The following is an 18,206-nucleotide window of genomic DNA, read 5'->3' on the forward strand; positions in this document are numbered from 1 at the left end:
CCGGGGAGCGGGCGCGTTCATGCCCTCAGCGGGTCTCCTGCCGGCCGGCCACGGGCGGCGCCTGTACCGGACCGGGGGGCCGCGATTTGGGTTCGGCCCTGGGCTGGGTGCGGCGCTGGCGCGGAAACAGGGGCACGAGGAGCAGAAGCCCCGTCACCGCCTCTCCGGCCGCCCAGAGCAGGGGCAGGTGGGCCTGGTCCAGCGCGCTGATGGCCACCCCCAGCACGCCGGCGGGAAGGAGGAACCATCCTGCGCGCAGCCGCGGCCACTGGCCCGCCGTCACGCCGCCCAGCACCCAGCCGGCCGCGCCGATGCCCGAGAAGCAGGCCCCGAGCAGCCCGAACCAGAGCCAGCCGGGCGCGAGCCGCGGCAGCAGGGCCAGCCCCAGCGAGCCGGCCGCCAGCAGCACGGCGGCGACGGTGTAGAGCAGCCGCTGCACCACCCATCCCTCCTTCCGGCAGGCCGAAAGCCTTGCCTGCTGCACCTACTCATCATGATACAATACATCAGTCGTTTAAGAAAAGGTGGGCGACTGTGCCCCACGCGGGAGGGCATTTCACACACACGATGATGACGAATCTTGAGCAAACCTTCTGGTCCCGGGCCCTGAGTGCACCCCTGGTGGTGCTGACCGACTTCGACTTCACCATTTCCGCCGTCGACGTGGGCGACCTGATCTGCGACACCCTCGCTCCCTACCCGGCCCCGGTCCTGGAGCAGTACGCGCGGGGCGAGGTGGGCTCGCGGATCCTCTGGCTGCATTCCTTCGCGCACGTGAACCGGGACGAGGCGACCGCCCTGGCCGATCAGGTGGCCATCGACCCCGGTTTCCACGCCTTCGTCGACTGGGCCGAGCGGGAGGAGATCCCGCTGGCCGTGCTCAGCGACGGCTTCACGCTCTACATCGACCGCATCCTGGGCCGGGAGGGGCTCGGCCACCTGCCGGTCTTCGCCAACCGCTACGTGGACCGCGGCCACCTGGAGTGGCCCAACGCCAACCCGGCCTGCGATCTGTGCGGCTGCTGCAAGGCAGGCGTGGCCCGCCGCCTGAAGGAGTCGGGCGCCCACGTCATCTACGTGGGCGACGGGGTGAGCGACCTGTACGGCGCCAGCTTCGCGGACTGGGTCTTCGCGAAGAGCTCCCTGGCCCGGTTCATGGAGGAGCACGGTTCGCCCTACTTCCCCTTCACCGGGTTCGGCGACGCCCTCAGGATACTGCAGGAGCACCTGGAACGGTTCCGGGACGGCACCATGGAGCAGCGCAGCACCCTGCGCCCGAATCCCCGCTGCCGGTTCTGACGCATCCGGCTAAGCATCCGACTCCACACCCTTGTCCACCGGCTCCACCCGGCCCAGCAGCACCAGCTCGGGGCCGATCATGAGCGCCTGCACCGAAAGCTGATAGGTGACCCCGTCTATCTCCATCAGCCGGCCGTTGTAGCGGCCGTAGAGGATGACCGGCGATACGTTCTCAAGCTGGCGGCCGATCTGCTCGGCCGCCAGCTCTTTCTGTATGCGCCGCGCGGCCTCCAGCCCCACCCGCTCGTCCGGCCCGTCGATCTCCGCCCGGACCCGCTGAATCGTGCAGACGACGGGCCGCTTCCGCTCAGCCGACTCCAACTTGGCCACCTCCGCCTCCAGGGCCTCCACCTCGGCCAGACAGGCATCCCGCTCCAGCCGCAGCCGCTGCACCGTCGGCCCGGCCAAGACCGGCAGGAGCCAGATGGCGACGGCGAAACCCATGGCGAAGGAGGCCATGAGGGGGAGCGCCCGCTGCCACCGGCTCATGGCCGCCGCCCCGCCACCGTCTGAATGAGGAAGTAGCCCAGGTTGGCGCCGGCCATGGCGACCACCAGGGCCACCACCTGGCGGAACAGCGCGCGGCCCTGCCCGAACAGGAGGCCCTGCTCCAGGCTGCGGAGCGGCTCAAACGAGCCGCTGACCGCCACCAGAATGCCCCAGAGGCGGAGGTCTTCAGAGAGGTAGCGGAGGCGGTCGAGCGGGTGGCCGCCCGTCAGCAGCGACGCGGCGGCGCCCGAGAGCGAACCGCCCAGGGTCACGCCCAGGGCGATCATGAAGTTGGAGAGCAGCTTGGCGGCGAAGCCGTCGTCCATCGTTCCATCCCCCTCCTGGGGGGAGAGTACGCCCCGGAGGCCCTGTCCAGAACCGCGCGGTGTACAGGCAGCCGCCTTCCCTACACCTTCGGCGCGGCGAGCCCGCCCAGGGCCGTCGCGTGCCGCACGGCGTTCACCACGGCCCGCTCCACCGCCAGGGCCGCGGCGGCGCCTGCCGTGGTGATGTCGATCTCCGGCCCGCCTGTGGCCAGGCAGAAGAGGGTGTCGCCGTCCGCCATGGTGTGGATGGGGAAGATGGTGCGGGCCAGGCCGTCGTGCGCCATGCGGGCCACCTTGTTGGCCCCCTCCTTCGTGAGCCTCCCGCCCACCGCCACGACGCCGATGGTCGTGTTCTCCGCGAAGGGCTGCCCCGCGGCGCCCTGGAGCAGCAGGGCGGTGGTATCCAGGATGGCGCCGTCCGCACCCCTGGGCCCTGCCAGGAGCAGGCCGCTTTCCGGGTCGCGCACGTCGCCGAAGGCGTTCACGGCCACGATGGCCCCGATGGCAACCTCGCCCACCTTCACGCAGGCGGTGCCGATGCCGCTCTTGGTGGCCTGGCCCATGCCCAGGGCCTTGCCCACGCTGCATCCGGCCCCGGCGCCCACACAGCCCTGGGCGACGGGGCCGGCGGTGGCCGCCTGACAGGCGGCGTAGCCCATCGCCTCATCGGGGCGGACCTGCGCCGACCCAACGCCCAGGTCGTAGAGCACCGCCGCCGGCACGATGGGCACGGTGGCGTGACCCGTCGGCAGGCCGATGCCCCGCTCCTCCAGCCAGCGCATCGCGCCGTGGGCGGCCGCCAGGCCGAAGGCGCTGCCGCCGCAGAGCAGCACCGCGTGCGCGTGCTGCACCAGGTTGCCGGGGCGGCAGAGGTCAGTCTCACGCGTCCCCGGGGCCGACCCTTCCACGGCCACCCCCACCACCGCTCCGGCCGGGGCCAGCACCGCCGTCACGCCCGTGAGCGCACCCAGGTCGTGGGCGTGCCCCACCAGAATGCCCGGCACGTCTGTAATGCCGCTCAGCCACACCGGTTTCGTCACTGACTGCACGTCCTTTCGCCGGTATTCGAAGGGCCGCCCTCCCGGACGGAAGGCGGCCAGCATGCGCGCTTTACACGTTGCGCCCGGAGCCGGGGTAAGGGGCCCGGATATACCCGGCCCGGTGCAGGGCCAGCCCCACCACCACGACGGCGAAGGTGCCGACCAGCAGCTCGAGGGGGGCGTGGGTGGCAGCGACAACGGTCACCTGCTGAACCGGCCAGTAGCCCCGCAGCAGAATCATGCCCAGCACGAGGACGGTATTGGTCAGCGTGCCGACCACCCCGGCGGCCCCCAGGGCCAGCGCCGTGTTCCAGCGGCGCAGGGCCATGAAGGCGTATGCCGCAAACACCCCGATGAACAGCCGGGGCAGGATGGCCACCAGCGGGTCGGCAAAGGCCGGGTTGGTGGCCCGCATGAACGAGGTCAGGCCGAAAATCAACCCGACGAAGAGCCCGACGACGGGACCCTCGGCGATGCCGGCCAGGATGGCCGGAATCTGCAGGATGGTGACGTGCTGACCAGTGGGGAACGGAATCAAGCCGAGACCGGGAACCAGACCCAACACAGCAGAGACGGCGCCGAGCACGCCGGCCACCGTCATCCTCCGGACCGACAGATTCATGGTGCATCCCTCTCCCTTGGAAGTGGTGACGCCCATTTTGGGGTTGGTTACAGTATAAACACTCACCGGTCCGTTGTCACGGGTCTTTTCCCGGCTTCACTCGCACGGGCCCAGCAGGAAGAGCACGCCGCTGACGGTGAGGTTCCACACGCCCTCCCCGCGCGGTCCGGCGTGCAGCGAGACCGAGCGCACCCGCAGCCCCGGCACATTCTGCTCCAAGGTACTGAGGAAGGCCAGCAGCGGCGCCTGCGCGCCCTGCGCCTCAATCCGCAGGGGCTGCTCGCAGTAGAGCGCGGTCTCCGGCTGGTCCGGCGCCGCCGCGGCGCGCAAAGCGCCCGGGGCCAGGAGCCTCAGCGCCACGTCTGACCCGGCCAGCGCCTCAATGGCCCGCACCACCGCCATATCTCCCCCCGCGGGCGCCAGCTCGGCCTCCCTGAGGGCCAGGGCGCGGCGGACCTCATCCAGCTCCGCCCGGGCCGCCGCCAGCGAGGCGGCGATCTCCAGCTGGCTCGCGGCCTGCTCTTCCCGCTGGGAAAGAGCCTCCAGCAGCCGGGTCCGCTCCTGCCAGGCAGGCCGAACGCACATGAAGAGGACGAGGGCCAGGCACAGGGCCAGGGCCGCGTTCAGACTGCCCAGGAACTCCCGACGCCGCAGCATGGAGCGCGTCATTCGCCTCCGCCCCCTTCCCCGGGCCACAGCTCCCCGACCACCTGAAAGTCCACCTGGTCCGCCGACTCCGAGAGGTACGCAGACTGCAGGACCACCGCGGACAGGGCCGGAAGCGCCCGCAGCCGCTCCACGCAGTCCGCGGCCGCCCTGTAGCTCTGCGCCCTGCCCCGCAGGCTGAGCCCCTCCTGCGGGCTGACCGCGATCCGCTCCGCCGTGCAGCCCTCACCGAGGGCTTCGGCGATCTCCTCCAGCAGCGGGGTGAACCGCCTCTCGCCGGGCAGGGCCGCACCCAGAGCCTCCAGCCGGCCCTCCAGCCGCCGCGTCTCCTTCATCAAGGCCTGCCAGCGCTCCACGTCGCCGGACACGGCCGAGAGCTGCGCCTCCGCGGCCAAAAGCTCCCCGCCCGCCGCCCGCACCGCGCCCCGTCCGATCCCGCACGCGATGAGACTCAGGATCAGGAGCAGCGTGAGCACCAGAGCCAGTCCGGTGAGGATCTGCGCCTCACGGATCTCCCGCGATGGCAGGCGGGGCCGCAGCAGGTTGATGCGTTTCACGGCGCTCCCTCCTTCCAGAGGCAGAGGGCGGCCGCGCCGGCCATCTCGGGCGGCACGGCGCCGGCGGGAAGCGCTACGGAATCGCGCGCCCGCACCCCCACAACCCCTTCGATCTCCCTGCGCAGGAGAGGCCAGCGGGCCCCGCCGCCCACCAGGTGGAGGGAGGCGTACCCCTCCAGCCGGTGCTGCCGTTCCACATACCGCAGCGACCGCTCCAGTTCCCGCACCAGCCGCTCCCCCGCGGGGCCGAAGTCGGCCAGTGAGCCGGCCTCCTGGTACTCGGTGCACTTCAGTTCCTCGGCCTCCGCCAGGGTGACCTGCCGCCTTTCCGCCAGGGCCGCGGTCAGGTGGCTTCCCCCCACGGGCAGCTCCCGGAACAGCAGCAGCGCATCGGCCCGGGCCACCACCAGCCGTGTGCCGCCGGCGCCCAGGTCGACCAGCACCTCCACCGCCTCGCCCCCGGGTGCGGCCAGCAGCCTGGCCAGCCGGATCAGAACCGCGGGCTCCGGCTCCACCGCGACGGGCCGCAGGCGGGCCGCGCGCAGGGCGCAGGCCGCGGTGTCCACCGCCGCCTGCCGCGCCGTCAGCAGGAGGTAGCCCCGGCCGGCCCGGGCCGGGTCTTCACCGCCGGGCACGGCCAGCGGCAGCCAGTCCCCCACCGTCTCCGCCGGGTCGCCCGCGCGGAGCCGGTCGATCTCCAGGTACAGGGCCTCCCGCAGCTCGCCGGCCTTCAGGGGGGGCAGGTTCACCGCCCTCACCACCAGGGCGCCGGTGGGCAGTGATACGGCCGCCGGGGTCGGCCGGAGGCGCGGGCCCCACCGCACGCCGCTCAGCGATCCGGCGGCGCTCGCGACGGCCCCGGCCACGTCGGCCGCCGCCGGGCAACCGCCAACCCACGGCCCCGGCGCCGGGGCCGAAGCGGTCAGCAGTCCGCGCTGCCCCCCGCTCCCCTCCGTCAGGCAGGCCAGGTGCAGCGCATGGCTGCCCAGATCGATGCCGCAGAACCTGAGTCGCTGTTGCATGTGCCGCCACCTCCCGGCTCAGTCCAGCCACTGCCACGACAGCACCCGGGCCGTGCCCGTCTCCTGCAGGAAGGGCGGCACGTGCTGCCAGATCTCGGGCATCGACTCCAGGGTGAAGGAGCCCAGCGCGTCGGCCAGGCCGCTGACGTCGATGTTGACGTCGCCGCCGGCCACCAGGATGAGCGGGAGGGTCTGGAACGCGACGGCGTCCGCCACGTTCATGTGGCGCACCGTGATGTTGCCGTCGCCGCCCGCGTAGAGCAGGAGGGGCGCCGCGGACCGCCCGCCCAGGGCGTCCGCCAGCCCGCCGAGACCCAGCTCCACGTCGTTGTTCCGGTCGTCCTCGCCGGCGCTCAGGGCCAGGATCTGGAGCACCCCCTCCCGGTCCCGTCCAAAGGCGAGGAGCGCGGCCAGCTTGGCGCCGGACACTTCAATGTCGCCTGTCGCCGCGATGGTGCCGCCGCCCGCGGCGGGGAAGGGCGAGAGGATCAGCTCCAGGAGCGTCAGCGTGTCCACCTCCACGTGGCCGCGGGAGTTGGGCACCGCGCCGCCCCGCACGTAGACCAGTCCGGCCACGTCGGCGGCGAAGGCTTCCAGACTCCCGTCCACCACCAGCACCGCCCCGTCCTCCACCCGCAGCCGGAAGCAGTCCAGGTCTCCCCTGACCCGGGTCGGCCGGCTGACCGTGCACGCCTGGTCCGCCGGCACCGTCCGCAGCAGGCCCCGCGCCTCCAGGTCCGCCACCAGGGCCTCGTAGAAGTCGACGTCGGCGGCTGCCTCCCCGAGGGCCGGCACCGCCACGCCGTCGACCTTCCGCTCCGGGCCGTTGATCTTCACGCTGTGCGTCCCCAGACCGCCCCTCTTCTCATGGGTCTTCGTCCCGGCGTAGGCGACCGGGCCCTCTACCGTGATGGAGGAGTGTGTAAGCAAGAGCCCCGCGCGGGTGCGCAGCAGCAGGTCGCCGCCGGCCTCCACGCCGCCCTTCACCCTGGCGCTGGCCGTCGCGAGGAGCACGGTGGAGGCGGCCTCAATCTCCACGTCGCCGCCGGCCCGCACGTCGCCCTCCACCTCCAGGAAGCCGACGCTGAGGGCGCCGTTGGCGACGTTGAGCGCGACGTCGCCGTGGGCGTTGATGTCCCCCTTGATCTTCAGCGAACTGCCCAGTTCGATGAGGTTTTCGTAGCTCACGCTTGCGGAGCCGCCGGCCAGAACGACGAAGGACTCGGGCGGCGGGGCCAGCTCTGCCCGAACCCCTCTCTCCACGCCGCCCGACTCCCCGAAGCTCTCCACGATATAGGTGCCCCGGCCGCTGGGGGACACCCTGACCCGGTACGTGCCGGTGGCCTCCTCACCCGCGAACTCCAGCCCGCCCGACGGGACGGCCGGGCTGCCGGCATCGAGGCGCGCTCGCGCCGCCGCCACGCCTGCCTGGGCCAGCTCGCCGGCCCTGATCGCGCGCGCCTGCTCGGCCGCCCGGGTGGCATGGCCGGCGGCGGCGCCGACCAGCACCCAGCCCAGAAGCACCAGCAGGCCCAGGAGCACCAGCAGGACGGGGCCCATGCTGCCCCGCTGCTCCGCCAGCCGGCCCATCGCCCGGTCACCCCCTTCGCCTCAGCGGCACGGATTCTGTATGACCACCGCCAGCCGCACCGGGTAGCGCGCGGTGGTGCCGGTGGCGTCCTCCATCGCCAGGGAGAGGCTCACGCTGATCCGCCGGATCTGCGCCCGCCACCGGGCGTCATTCAGCCTGGCCGGCTCCAGCCGCACGTTCTCATGCGTGAAGTACGAGACCGACAAATCTTCTGCGCGCACACTGTCGGCGGTCACCGGGAGCGGCTTCTCGTTGCTCACCGCTTCCCACAGCCTGCCGTCTTCGAGATACCAGGCGACCCGGCGCAGCGGCTCCCCCGGCTGCGGGCGGTACTGGATCGCGAGCGCGCGGGACCAGTCGTCCCCCGCCTGAGCCGGCAGCGGCGGGAACGCCTCCTCGCCCGCCGATCCGTCCAGGTGGAGGCCCGCCAGCGCGATCTCCTTTTCCAGGCGGTCCAGTACGATGTATCCCCACTGCTGCACCGTCATCTGCTGCCGCACCTGGGCGTCCAGCGTCTGCGCGCGGGTCAGGATGCCCGCCAGGGCCACCAGCAGCAGTCCGACGAGGCCGAACCCGAGGATCAGTTCCACCAGCGACAGCCCACCCTCGCCCTTCCGCTCATGGATACACATAGCTCACCACCTGCACCGAATCCGGAATCCCGGTCCGGTACACCGACACGGTCACCCGCCGCACCCCCTCGGGCTGGCCCGCGGCCCGGGACACCGAGACCGTCACCCTGTCCACCCGGTCCGGGCATTCCGGCGGGCACCAGTCCCACTCGCCCTGCTCCAGCCGCGGGTCGCCGGCCGGGTAGAGCCGGACCTCGGCGATGACCGCCTGAGCCAGAGCCGTCGCCGCCCCGTACTCCCCGGCCCGGCGGCTCGTCCGCCCCGCCCCCACCGCGGCCGTCAGCAAGGCGGCGGCCACAAGGCTCAGCACCACGCCGGCCAGCAGGACCTCGAGGAGGATGGAGCCGCGGTGACCCTTCCCATGCCGGTCACTGGTCGCAAGTCGTGGCGTCAGGTCCTTCGAGGACCGCACTGCCATCGGGCTTCAACTCCAAACTCCAGAATCGGTTGTCGAAAGGTGCTGTAGCAGTGGGCTTCGCACAGAGCCGAATCAGGTCATCGTCGCTAAAATCTACGAAGAACTCCCAGTTATCGGTTGTGTGCGATGCGTCCATCCCCAGCGGAGTGAGGTCGTCTACCTCATCCCAGCTCGCATGCTCCAGGTAGTAGGACCACGCCAGAGACCGAATCGCACCAAGGTTCTGCTTCGCCTCCGCGTCGTACGCCCGGTTCCGTACAGTCAGGTACGTGGGCACGGCGATCGCCACCAGGATCCCGAGAATCGCCAGTGCAATCGCCAGTTCGATCAAGGTGAAGCCGGCCTCGTCCTTCCCGTTCCGCCGCCACAGTGCGCGCATCTCCGCATACCTCCCGTCTCAGAAAGCGGTGTCCACGGCGTTGAGCAGGGTCAGAATCGGCATGAAGAGCGACACGAGAATGAAGGCAACCAGACCGCCGATCAAGAGCAGCATGATGGGCTCCAGCAGGGCCGTCAGGTTGGCCACCATCTCCTCGGCCTGCCGGTCGTAATACTCGGCGGTCCTGGCGAACATCTCCTCCAGGGCGCCCGACTGCTCGCCCACCCGCACCATCTCGACGACGAAGGCCGGGATCACGCCCGTAAGGGCCATGGTCTCGGCCAGACTCTCGCCCCGGTTCGCCCCCTGGGCCACGTCTGCCAGCACGCTCTTGTACAGCGTGTTGCCCAGGGCGTCGCCGGTCGCCTCGAGGGCCTGCAGCAGGGGCAGCCCGCTGCCCAGCAGCATCGCCATGGTCCGGCCCAGGCTTCCCAGCAGCAGGTGGGTCTGCAGCCGGCCCACCACCGGCAGTTGCAGCCGCCATCGGTCCCACCGTCGCCGGCCCCGGGGCGTGCGCCCCAGGAACCGGAGTCCCAGCCCCGCCGCCACCAGCATCAGCAGCACCAGGAACCCGTGCCGCTGCAGCACCCCCAGCACGCCCAGGAGCCCCCGGGTCAGCGCCGGCAGGTCTGCCTGCAGCTCGTCGAAGATCGACATGAAAGAAGGGACCACGACCATGACCATGAAGCCCAGCACGCACAGGGCCACCAGCAGCACCACGGACGGGTACAGCAGCGCGGAGCGCACCTTGCCCCGCAGGGCGGCGTCCTTCTCCTCGGTGCCGGCCAGCCGGTCCAGCACCTCCGCCAGCCGGCCCGACAGCTCACCCGCCCGCACCAGGCTGAGGTGCACGGCGGGAAAGGCGACGCCGCTCTGCGCCATGGCCTCCGCCAGCGGGGCCCCCCGCACCAGCTCGCGGTTCACCGCGGCGGCCGCCTCGTAACCGCCGCCCCGCCCCTGCTGCATCAGCACCTCCAGGGCGGTGGTCAGCGGCAGGCCGGCCTGCAGCATGGTGGCCATCTGCCGGTAGAAGACCGCCCGGTCCCTGGGCTGCAGCGGCTCCAGCTGTTTCAGCATGCGGCCGAGGCGGGACACCCAGCCCTCCGCGCGGATGGCCAGCGGCACGTACCCCGCCTGGCGGAGCTGCTCCATCAGGTCGGTGGGGCTTCCCGCCCGGGCGATGCCCCGCACCTGCCGGCCGGTGGCGAGGCTGCGGGCCCGGTAGGCGTAGTTCCGCACCGGTTATCCCCCCAGGATCAGGGCGTGGTCGGCGCTGTGGGCCGGCCAGGCCTCCTGCACCGTGCTCCGGGTCACCCGCAGCACCTCTTCGAGGCTGGTCTCGCCGGCCAGCACCCGCCGGAGCCCCTCTTCCCGCATGGGCCGCATCCCGCCGATCACGGCCGCCTCCCGGACCGCCTCGGTGTCCGCCCGCTGAAGGATCAGGCTGCGGATGGCATCGTCCACCACCATCAGTTCCGAGATGACCGTGCGCCCGGCGTAGCCCATCCGGCAGTGCGGGCAGGGCCGCTCCTCACTGGTGGGCGGCCGGTAGAGCGGCTTGCCCTTCTCCACCGTCCAGCCCTCCGCCACCCGCAGCTCACGGGGCAGGAAGTAGGGCTGCCGGCAGTGCGGGCAGAGCAGGCGCACCAGCCGCTGGGCCAGCACCCCGCTCAGCGCCGAGGCCAGCAGGATGGGCTCGATGCCCATGTCCAGCAGCCGGGCCACCGTGCCGGGCGCGTCGTTGGTGTGCAGGGTGCTCAGGACCAGGTGGCCGGTGAGCGAGGCCTGAACGGCCAGCTCGGCGGTCTCCCGGTCGCGGATCTCGCCGACCATGATCACGTCGGGGTCCTGCCGCAGGATGTGCCTGAGGGCCACGGCGAACGTGAGCCCGGCCCGCACGTTCACCTGCATCTGGCAGACGCCGGGCAGCCGGTACTCCACCGGGTCCTCGACGGTGACAATGTTCAGCGCGGAGGCATCCAGGTGCGACAGGCAGGCCGAGAGCGTGGTGGACTTGCCGCTGCCCGTGGGGCCCACCACCAGGAACAGGCCGTAGGGCTGGGCCAGCAGCCGCTCGACGCGCCGCTGGTCCCCGGGGGTGAAGCCCAGCTCGTTCAGGCGCCGCACGCCGCCGCTCTTGTCCAGGATGCGGAGCACGACCTTCTCCCCGTGGATGCTGGGCAGGGTGGAGACCCGGAAGTCGTAGGCCTTGCCGTCCACCGTGAGGCTGAACCGGCCGTCCTGGGGCAGGCGCCGCTCCCCGATGTCCATGCCGCCCAGCACCTTCACCCTGGCCACCACCGCCGGGTGCAGGGAGAGCGGCTGGCACATGGCCTCGTGCAGCACCCCGTCCACCCGGTAGCGCACCCGCAGTTCCGTCTCCTGGGGCTCCAGGTGGAGGTCGCTGGCTCCCACGCGCACCGCCTGCATCAGCAGGCTCTGCACCAGCGCGACGATGGGCCCGTCCTCTGTGGCAACCGTCACCTCCGGCTCGGGCGGCCTCTCGCGGGCGGCCGCCGCGCGGTACCGCACAGCCAGCTCGGCGTTGTGCATCAGGTCGAAGATGCGCCCCACCGCCTCGGAGATCTCATCGGCGTCTGCCAGGACCGGCTCCACTTCCAGCCGGGTGAGGGCCCGGACCTCGTCCTCCGCCGCGATGTCCGCCGGGTTGGCCATGGCCACCGTCAGGCGGTCGCCGCTGCGGGCCGTGGGGATCAGCCGGTAGCGGTGCGCCAAACGGGCCGGCACCAGCCGTGCCGCGGCGGGATCGGGTGGGTTCAGCCGCAGCGAGACGAACGGCACCCCGTAGAACGCCGCCAGCTCCTGCAGAAGGGACTCGCGGGCGACGAAGCCCATGTCCACCAGAGTCTCGCCCAGGAGCATGCCGGTGCGGACCTGCTGGTCCAGAGCGGCCTGGAGTTGCTCGCGGCTGATCACCCCGCGCCGCACAAGGAATTCACCGAGTCGCTCCCGACGCGCCATGGCCCGCACCTCCCGTAACCCGAAAAGTCGTATGAGTGTATTATTCCTACATTGAGCTTACTGAGCGGCCTCCTCAGGGGTCAATCATAGGAAAAGATGAAACAACTCTGCGATCGCCTGCATTGCGCCGTGTATGGCCAGCCCCCCGACGGATGGAACTTTTGTGCTACGCAACAGGCCACCCACCTGTCCAAAAGGTGAATGGCCTGACTTTCCAGTGTTCTGTTAGATATCCGTGGCCTGAAGCAGCGCTTCCAGCACGTCGGCTGCCTCCTCGGCATCGGCGCCGGAAGCCCGCAGCAGCACCTCGGTGTTGGGCCCGACGCCGAGCCCGAGCACGGCAAGCAAGGACTTCAGGTTCGCCTGCCGTCCGCCCGCCTCCAGCGTCAGCTCAGCCTGAAACCGCTGTGCCTCGGCGACCAGCCGCGCGGCCGGCCTGGCGTGGAGGCCGGCCGCGTGCCGCACCACTGCCCGGCGCTCCACAACGCCCATTAGCCGTGCACCTCCCCCGGCAGCCTCACCACCCTGGTCAGCCCCCGGGGGCGGTCCGGATCGAGCCCGGCAACAGCCGTTCGGGCCACGGCGAAGAGCTGCAGCGGCGGAAGGTAGAGCGGCGCCCTCGCCCAGTCCCCGAACCCGCTTTCGAGCTGGAAATCGGCCTGTCCGGGAGCCAGTGTCACGGTGCGCGCCCCGCGCTCCCGCACGTGCGCCATCAGCTCGTCCTCCGGCCCGCCCGATTCCTCCCGCCGCAGGAGCACGCACAGCGTGCGATCGGTCAGGACCGACTGCGGCCCGTGCCGGAACTCCAGCGGGTGGTAGGCCTCGGTAACCGCCTGCGTCATCTCCTTCAGCTTCAGGGACGCCTCGCAGGCCAGGCCGTAGTACGCGCCGGTGCCGAAGAAGAAGGCCTGCGACCAGCTCTCGTCACGGGCAGTGGCCTCTGCCGCGATCTGCCACTTCTGCAGGCCGGCGCGCACGCTGTCGGGAAGCATGCGCAGTTCGGCCAGCCTGTCCGCATCGCCGGCGGCGTGGGCACACCCCGCCATGACGGCCAGGAGCATGTTGGTGAACGACTGCGTCATCACAACGCTCTCGTCCCCGGCGTGCGGCAGGTTCACGCTTCTGTCGGCCACGGCGGAAAGCGCCGAGTCCGCGGCGCAGGTGACGGCCACCGTCGTGCCATGCGCGCCTGCGGCCCGGCAGGCCGCGACGGTCTCGCTCGTCTCCCCGGACCGGGAGAAGGCAACCAGCCGGGTCCGCCTCCGGGTGAAGACCTGCCGGGCCGCAAGCGCCACGTCGCTGGCGGGCACGGCGATGGCCGGCGCGCCCAGGGCCTCCCGGGCGAGGCTGGCGGCCGCCCGTGCCAGGTAATACGAGCTGCCGCACCCGGTGAAAACGAGTTCCTCTTCCTCAGGCGCCACGGCAGCCAGGGTCGCGGCGTCCAGTTCCAGGGTGGCCGCCCAGCTCGCCGGCTGGTTCATGATCTCTCGCATGGTGAGCGACTGTGCAACGCTTTCCCACAAAGTCGGCACGGTCAGACCCCTCCTCTGCTTTGCGCGGGCACAGGTGCGGCCAGCCGCCCAGTGCGCCCCCACGGTTCAGTCCTTGTAGTACCGGATGCGCGGCGCGTAACGCCGGGCGTACTCGGCATTCTTCGCAAGGTCCGCGTCGAGGTTGGCGCTCGTGAAGACCGGCGGCTCCACACCCCTCTCTGCCAGCCGGGCCACGAGCTCCACCAGCATGCTGTTCAGGATCGCCGCGTTCAGGATGGTGGTCACCGGCCCGGCCTTCGGCCCGACGCCCGGCAGCGTCTGGGACGCGTCTCCCAGCGGGCCGCAGTTGTCAATCGTGATGTCGGCGATCTCAAAGAGCCGTTTCCCGCTGGAGTGCTTTGAACGGACCTGGGTCGAGTAGTCCATCGACGTGATGGCGACCACCGTGAGGCCGCGCGCTTTCGCCTTGAGCGCGACCTCGATGGGCACGGCGTTACGCCCGGAGTTGGAGAGCACCAGAATGACCTCGCCCGGGCGGGCATCGTGCACATCGAAGATCAGCTCGCCGAAGCCCTCCAGCTTCTCCATCGCGCTGCCCAGCGCAGGGCCGTTGTGGGGCCACAGGTTCTCGTTGAACACCGGGCTCATGAAGGCCGGCTGGCCGGCCCTGTACCAGACCTCCAGGCCCAGCACCTGGGTATGCCCGCACCCGAAGACGTGGACGACACCGCCGTCCACCACGGACCGCGCCATGGCCTCGATGGCGGCGTTCATCGCGTCCTGCTGCGTCTCCCACAGCCGGCTGAGCAGCGCCTGCACGCCATCCAGGTATGCCTTGGCATACTGCATATCGAGGACCTCCTCACGGAAAGTTTGGGACGGGGGGGTTCAACCCCGCCCGCCCCACCTGAACAACTGCGGTTACAGGCCGAACAGCTTGGCGATGAGCCTGATGATGGTGGCGATGGACAGCGCGTCGGGCACGATGAAGCCGACGCCCACCGCGCCGAGGCCCACCAGGTCGCCGAAGAGCTGGAACTTGATCGCGGCGGATGCCGTGATCAGGCCGACGAACGACCAGAAGAAGCCGCCGAAGATCGCGCCCCTCCGTCCGGCCACGGCGTTGGCGAAGATGGCGCCGGAGCCCGACGCGAAGAAGGCGACGATCATGCTGGGGATGGGCACCGGCCAGCCTATGGCGATCAGCAGCAGAATGGCCAGGGCCTGGGCGATGGTGCCGACGATCAGACCGATGATCAGGGAGTTGGGCGCATAGGCGTAAATCACGGGGCAGTCCAGCGCAGGCCGGGCGCCGGGCACCACCTTCTCAGCGATGCCCCGGAAGGCAGGAACCATCTCGCCGATGAACATGCGGACGCCCTGGAGCAGGACGAGCACGCCCGCGGTAAATGTAAGCGCCTGGATGATCGCGTACATGATGAAATTCTGCCCGCCGGAGAGCTGGCCCTCAATGTACCCCGGTCCGGCGAACAGGGCCGCCGCGAGGCTGACCACCAGCATGATCAGCGACATGGAGACGGCCATGTCACGGAAGAAGGACCACTTGTCCGAGACCCGTATGGTCTCCGCCGAGTCCTCGGGGTTGCCGAAGGTCCTGGCGATGAGGGCTCCGAGCACGTTCAGCAGGGTCTGTCCGTGGCCAAAGGCGATGTCGTCGCTGCCGGTGATCTTGCGCATGAACGGCTGGGCCATGGCCGGGAAGAAGGTGGTGTAGCACCCCTGCACGATGGTGCCGAGGACCACGGTGACGACGGTGGAGCAGCCCAGCTGGTTGAACAGGATGGCCCAGGCGCCGGCATGGATCCACATCATGTGTCCGGTGAGGTAGATATACTTGAAGGGCGTGACCCGGGCCAGCAGCACATTCACCAGGAAGCCCAGCCCGAGGATCAGGGCCGTCTCCCGTCCGAGTTTCGCCGCAACGCCGGCCACCACCAGTTCATCGAACGGGAGGAAGCCCTCCAACTGGAAGGCCTGAAGGATCATCTGCTGAATGGGATCGAGTGCGCCAACGATCACGCCTGAGCCAGCCGTCACGATCAGGAAGCCGAGAACGGTCTTGAAGGTGCCGCTGATCACATCGCCCGCGCTGCGCCGCTGGAGGACGAGGCCCAGCAGGGCGATCACGCCGATGACGATCGCGGGAGCGCCGAAGAAGTCAACGATGAAGTCAAGCATCCTGGTCCCCCCTTATGTCTGCATCTCCGATCTCCTGATCCAGGGGTTTCCGTGTTCGGTTGACCTGGCCGATCGGCGACTGCGGGTGGCTACTGGTTCATCAGCTCCTCCACGACGGGGATCAGCTTCGCTTCCACCTCCTGCTTGTTGGTCAGGTTGTCGACCAGCACGACTCGGGCCGGGAAGTCTTTCAGGTGACGTTCCATGTCGCGCGGGGCCACCACGATGTCCGCCTGCTGTCCCTTGGCGCTGCCCAGGTCCCACGCCATGGTCTCGGCCTTGATGCCGCGCGCCTTCAGGATCTCGTCGATGGTCATGCGCAGGATGAGGCTGGTGCCAAAACCCATTCCGCATATGCTCACGATCCGCATGCGCCTTCCTCCTTTCCAGCGGTGTTGGGGAACACAACCTTCAGCACCTCCGCAACATCCTGTGCCGACCCGAGCCGTGCCACGTGCTCAGGGTTGCTGATGATGGATGAGAGCTGAGAGAGGGCCTTCAGGTGACTGTCCACGTCCACGGCGGCGAGCGCGAACACCAGCGAGACCGGGTCGTTCGTCTCGTGCCCGAAGGCCACCGGGTCCCGCAGCTGCACCATGCTGATGGCGAGGCGGCGCACGCCGTCCTCCGGGCGGGCGTGGGGGAGGGCCACTCCCGGCGCCACGACGATGTAGGGCCCGACCCGCCGCACCCCCTCCACCATCGCGTCCACGTATCTGGGCTCGACCGCGCCGTTGTCGACCAGCACCCGGCCGGCTGCCCTCACGGCGGCTTCCCAGTCTGCAGCCTCCACACCAAGCCGGATCAGTTGTTCGGTCAGGACGTCTGACAGCATAGGCGGATAACCCCTTCTCTGGAAGGAATGTACATAGCCCTCCGGCGCCAAGGCGTCGCGAATCGCACGCAGGTCGCCGGCGAAGAGCAGCGGACTGACCTGGACCACCGGGGTTGCGATCTCCGGAACCGGGCACGTGGCAACGACGAGGTCGCACTCGCACGTCCGCAGGGTCTCGCCCAGGGAGAGCAGCGACGTCACCGCCACCAGTTCCACCTCCGGGAGCGCCGCCTGCAGGCGGCTCGCCAGCAGGCGGGCCGTGCCCACGCCGCTGCTGCAGACCGCGACGACCCGGTGCCGGCGGGGCCGCGCGAGGCGGCGCCGCTCGAGGGCAGCTCCCAGGTGCATGGTCAGGTAGCCGACCTCCGCCTCCGGAACCGGAAGCCCCCACGCCTCCTCCAGCACGGCCGCCGCCTGCCGCGCCGCTGCGAACAGCTCGGGGTACATCTCCCGGATCTGCTCCAGCAGCGGGTTCACGATGGGCGGACTCTGCGCGAGCCGGTGCGGGATGGGCTGCAGGTGCAGGGCCAGCCCGGAGATGAAGTCGCTGTCGCCGGCCAGATCGACGGCCAGGAGCGACTCTGCCACCGCGGCGAACCGCCTGGCCAGGTACACCGCATCGGGCGAATGCGGCAGTTCGCGGCCTGCGGCGCACACTCTGCGGCCGGCCTTCTGAATCAGCCCCGCCAGCGGCGCCACCTCCGAGGCCGGCATGGGCGTGCCGGAGAGCGCCTCGACCTGTTCAACCAACAGCCGTGCAGTCCGCCACTCGGGGGCATCCGTGGCGGGCAGGCCCGAAAACTCCGCGTGCTTCCCCTGCCTCACCCGGTGCACGGCGAACGCCAGGTGAAGCACCGCCTCGGCAAACCAGACATCGGTCAGACCCAGGCCGCTGTAGTCCTCCACGGCCCGCAGGGCACGAAGCGCCGCTCTGAAGCAGGGCTCCGGCGGCAGGTCGTAGGGCTCCAGCCCCCAGCGGTCGGTCTGCTCGCACTGGGCAATCAGCAAGACGAGCTGGTCCATTCCGATCCGCTCCAGCGCCAGGGCCACCAGCGCCTCACGAATCCCGGTCTCAGGGCCGGACACGCAGACGCCTCGCTTCGGGCGTTTCATCAGCTGCAGGCCGTACTGCCCCAGCCGCTCCGCCACGGCGTGCAGGTCGCTGTAGATGGTCCCGCGGCTTACGCCCAGCTGATCGGCCAGGGTGCCGATGGGAACGGGGTCACCCTGCTCGAGCAGGAGGGTCATGATCCAGTTGTGCCGTTCGGCAGGCGTCAGAATGTACTCCGCCGGCGGCTTATCCGATCGCATGACGCTTTCCAGGTCGGCCAGAACCCGCTCGCAGTCGCCATCGATGCAGATGCCGCTGCGGGGATCGTGGCGCACCTGCGCACCCTTGCGACGGACCCAGTCGCCGATCTCGGCCAGGTCGTACCGGATCAGCCGCTCGGAGACGCCCAGCCGCGCAGCGAGCGTCGCGACGGTGTTCACGCGGTCTCCCGGCGCCAGCAGAAACCGCAGCAAGGCCACCCGCCGCTGGTTCAGCACCGGGATCACCTCCCGGGTTTGATATTTCTTTCGTGTGCAGTATTTCTCCTGTACCGTAACCTTTCAAATTCATTCCCCGGGAAGGTGAAGGTGTCTGACACAAAGAAT

General features: G+C 70.3%; 21 protein-coding genes. 1 reads left to right on the plus strand and 20 read right to left on the minus strand.

Annotated features, from left to right (window positions below):
• Positions 1–25: 25 nt before the first annotated feature.
• A complete protein-coding gene (locus ACZ45O_RS05925; RefSeq protein WP_464856491.1) occupies positions 26–439 on the minus strand; it encodes a hypothetical protein in 414 nt (137 codons plus the stop codon).
• A 128-nt stretch (positions 440–567) separates the two neighbouring features.
• On the opposite strand from ACZ45O_RS05925, the gene ACZ45O_RS05930 reads away from it, so the two are divergent.
• Positions 568–1,299, plus strand: a complete 732-nt coding sequence (locus ACZ45O_RS05930; RefSeq protein WP_464856493.1) for an MtnX-like HAD-IB family phosphatase — start codon at positions 568–570, stop codon at positions 1,297–1,299.
• Between the two features lie 9 nt (positions 1,300–1,308).
• On the opposite strand, the gene ACZ45O_RS05935 is transcribed toward ACZ45O_RS05930, so the two are convergent.
• The 19 genes from ACZ45O_RS05935 to ACZ45O_RS06025 all read right to left on the minus strand — a co-directional run bounded on the left by ACZ45O_RS05935 (position 1,309) and on the right by ACZ45O_RS06025 (position 18,098).
• Positions 1,309–1,788 (minus strand): hypothetical protein, encoded by a 480-nt coding sequence (locus ACZ45O_RS05935; protein ID WP_464856495.1) that lies wholly within the window; start codon positions 1,786–1,788, stop codon positions 1,309–1,311.
• Positions 1,785–2,114, minus strand: a complete 330-nt coding sequence (locus ACZ45O_RS05940; RefSeq protein ID WP_464856497.1) for a YtrH family sporulation protein — start codon at positions 2,112–2,114, stop codon at positions 1,785–1,787. The genes ACZ45O_RS05935 and ACZ45O_RS05940 overlap by 4 nt, the downstream gene beginning before the upstream one ends.
• Before the next feature lie 80 nt (positions 2,115–2,194).
• A complete protein-coding gene (locus ACZ45O_RS05945) occupies positions 2,195–3,154 on the minus strand; it encodes a P1 family peptidase (RefSeq protein ID WP_464856499.1) in 960 nt (319 codons plus the stop codon).
• Between the two features lie 70 nt (positions 3,155–3,224).
• Positions 3,225–3,776: an ECF transporter S component gene (locus tag ACZ45O_RS05950; RefSeq protein ID WP_464856501.1), complete on the minus strand. Its 552-nt coding sequence runs from the start codon at positions 3,774–3,776 to the stop codon at positions 3,225–3,227.
• Positions 3,777–3,872: 96 nt separating this feature from the next.
• Positions 3,873–4,445 (minus strand): hypothetical protein, encoded by a 573-nt coding sequence (locus tag ACZ45O_RS05955; protein WP_464856503.1) that lies wholly within the window; start codon positions 4,443–4,445, stop codon positions 3,873–3,875.
• Positions 4,442–4,999 carry a PilN domain-containing protein gene (locus ACZ45O_RS05960; protein ID WP_464856505.1) on the minus strand — a complete coding sequence of 186 codons (558 nt, stop codon included), beginning with the start codon at positions 4,997–4,999 and terminating at the stop codon, positions 4,442–4,444. Before ACZ45O_RS05960 ends, ACZ45O_RS05955 begins: the two co-directional genes overlap by 4 nt.
• The gene (gene pilM, locus ACZ45O_RS05965; RefSeq protein ID WP_464856507.1) at positions 4,996–6,021 is read right to left on the minus strand and encodes a pilus assembly protein PilM; all 1,026 of its coding nucleotides are present in this window, start codon (positions 6,019–6,021) and stop codon (positions 4,996–4,998) included. Before pilM ends, ACZ45O_RS05960 begins: the two co-directional genes overlap by 4 nt.
• A gap of 18 nt (positions 6,022–6,039) precedes the next feature.
• Entirely contained in the window at positions 6,040–7,611 is a 1,572-nt protein-coding gene (locus tag ACZ45O_RS05970) for a hypothetical protein (protein WP_464856509.1), read from the minus strand.
• Positions 7,612–7,632: 21 nt separating this feature from the next.
• On the minus strand, positions 7,633–8,244 hold the full coding sequence (locus ACZ45O_RS05975; protein ID WP_464856511.1) for a hypothetical protein: 612 nt from the start codon (positions 8,242–8,244) through the stop codon (positions 7,633–7,635).
• On the minus strand, positions 8,231–8,662 hold the full coding sequence (locus ACZ45O_RS05980) for a hypothetical protein (protein WP_464856513.1): 432 nt from the start codon (positions 8,660–8,662) through the stop codon (positions 8,231–8,233). The genes ACZ45O_RS05975 and ACZ45O_RS05980 overlap by 14 nt, the downstream gene beginning before the upstream one ends.
• Positions 8,613–9,041: a type IV pilin protein gene (locus tag ACZ45O_RS05985; protein WP_464856515.1), complete on the minus strand. Its 429-nt coding sequence runs from the start codon at positions 9,039–9,041 to the stop codon at positions 8,613–8,615. The genes ACZ45O_RS05980 and ACZ45O_RS05985 overlap by 50 nt, the downstream gene beginning before the upstream one ends.
• An 18-nt stretch (positions 9,042–9,059) precedes the next feature.
• Complete coding sequence (locus ACZ45O_RS05990) at positions 9,060–10,280, minus strand: type II secretion system F family protein (protein ID WP_464856517.1); 1,221 nt, start codon at positions 10,278–10,280, stop codon at positions 9,060–9,062.
• A gap of 3 nt (positions 10,281–10,283) precedes the next feature.
• Positions 10,284–12,023 carry a GspE/PulE family protein gene (locus tag ACZ45O_RS05995; protein WP_464856519.1) on the minus strand — a complete coding sequence of 580 codons (1,740 nt, stop codon included), beginning with the start codon at positions 12,021–12,023 and terminating at the stop codon, positions 10,284–10,286.
• Positions 12,024–12,248: 225 nt separating this feature from the next.
• Complete coding sequence (locus tag ACZ45O_RS06000) at positions 12,249–12,515, minus strand: HPr family phosphocarrier protein (protein WP_464856521.1); 267 nt, start codon at positions 12,513–12,515, stop codon at positions 12,249–12,251.
• Positions 12,515–13,555, minus strand: coding sequence for an SIS domain-containing protein (locus ACZ45O_RS06005; RefSeq protein WP_464856523.1), 1,041 nt, complete (start codon positions 13,553–13,555; stop codon positions 12,515–12,517). The genes ACZ45O_RS06000 and ACZ45O_RS06005 overlap by 1 nt, the downstream gene beginning before the upstream one ends.
• Positions 13,556–13,621: 66 nt before the next feature.
• Positions 13,622–14,365: a sugar isomerase domain-containing protein gene (locus tag ACZ45O_RS06010; protein WP_464856525.1), complete on the minus strand. Its 744-nt coding sequence runs from the start codon at positions 14,363–14,365 to the stop codon at positions 13,622–13,624.
• Between the two features lie 72 nt (positions 14,366–14,437).
• Entirely contained in the window at positions 14,438–15,715 is a 1,278-nt protein-coding gene (locus tag ACZ45O_RS06015) for a PTS ascorbate transporter subunit IIC (RefSeq protein WP_464856527.1), read from the minus strand.
• 89 nt (positions 15,716–15,804) lie between these two features.
• Positions 15,805–16,086, minus strand: coding sequence for a PTS sugar transporter subunit IIB (locus tag ACZ45O_RS06020; protein ID WP_464856529.1), 282 nt, complete (start codon positions 16,084–16,086; stop codon positions 15,805–15,807).
• A complete protein-coding gene (locus ACZ45O_RS06025; protein WP_464856531.1) occupies positions 16,074–18,098 on the minus strand; it encodes a BglG family transcription antiterminator in 2,025 nt (674 codons plus the stop codon). The genes ACZ45O_RS06020 and ACZ45O_RS06025 overlap by 13 nt, the downstream gene beginning before the upstream one ends.
• Positions 18,099–18,206: the final 108 nt, after the last annotated feature.

It is taken from the genome of Symbiobacterium turbinis (assembly GCF_055383075.1).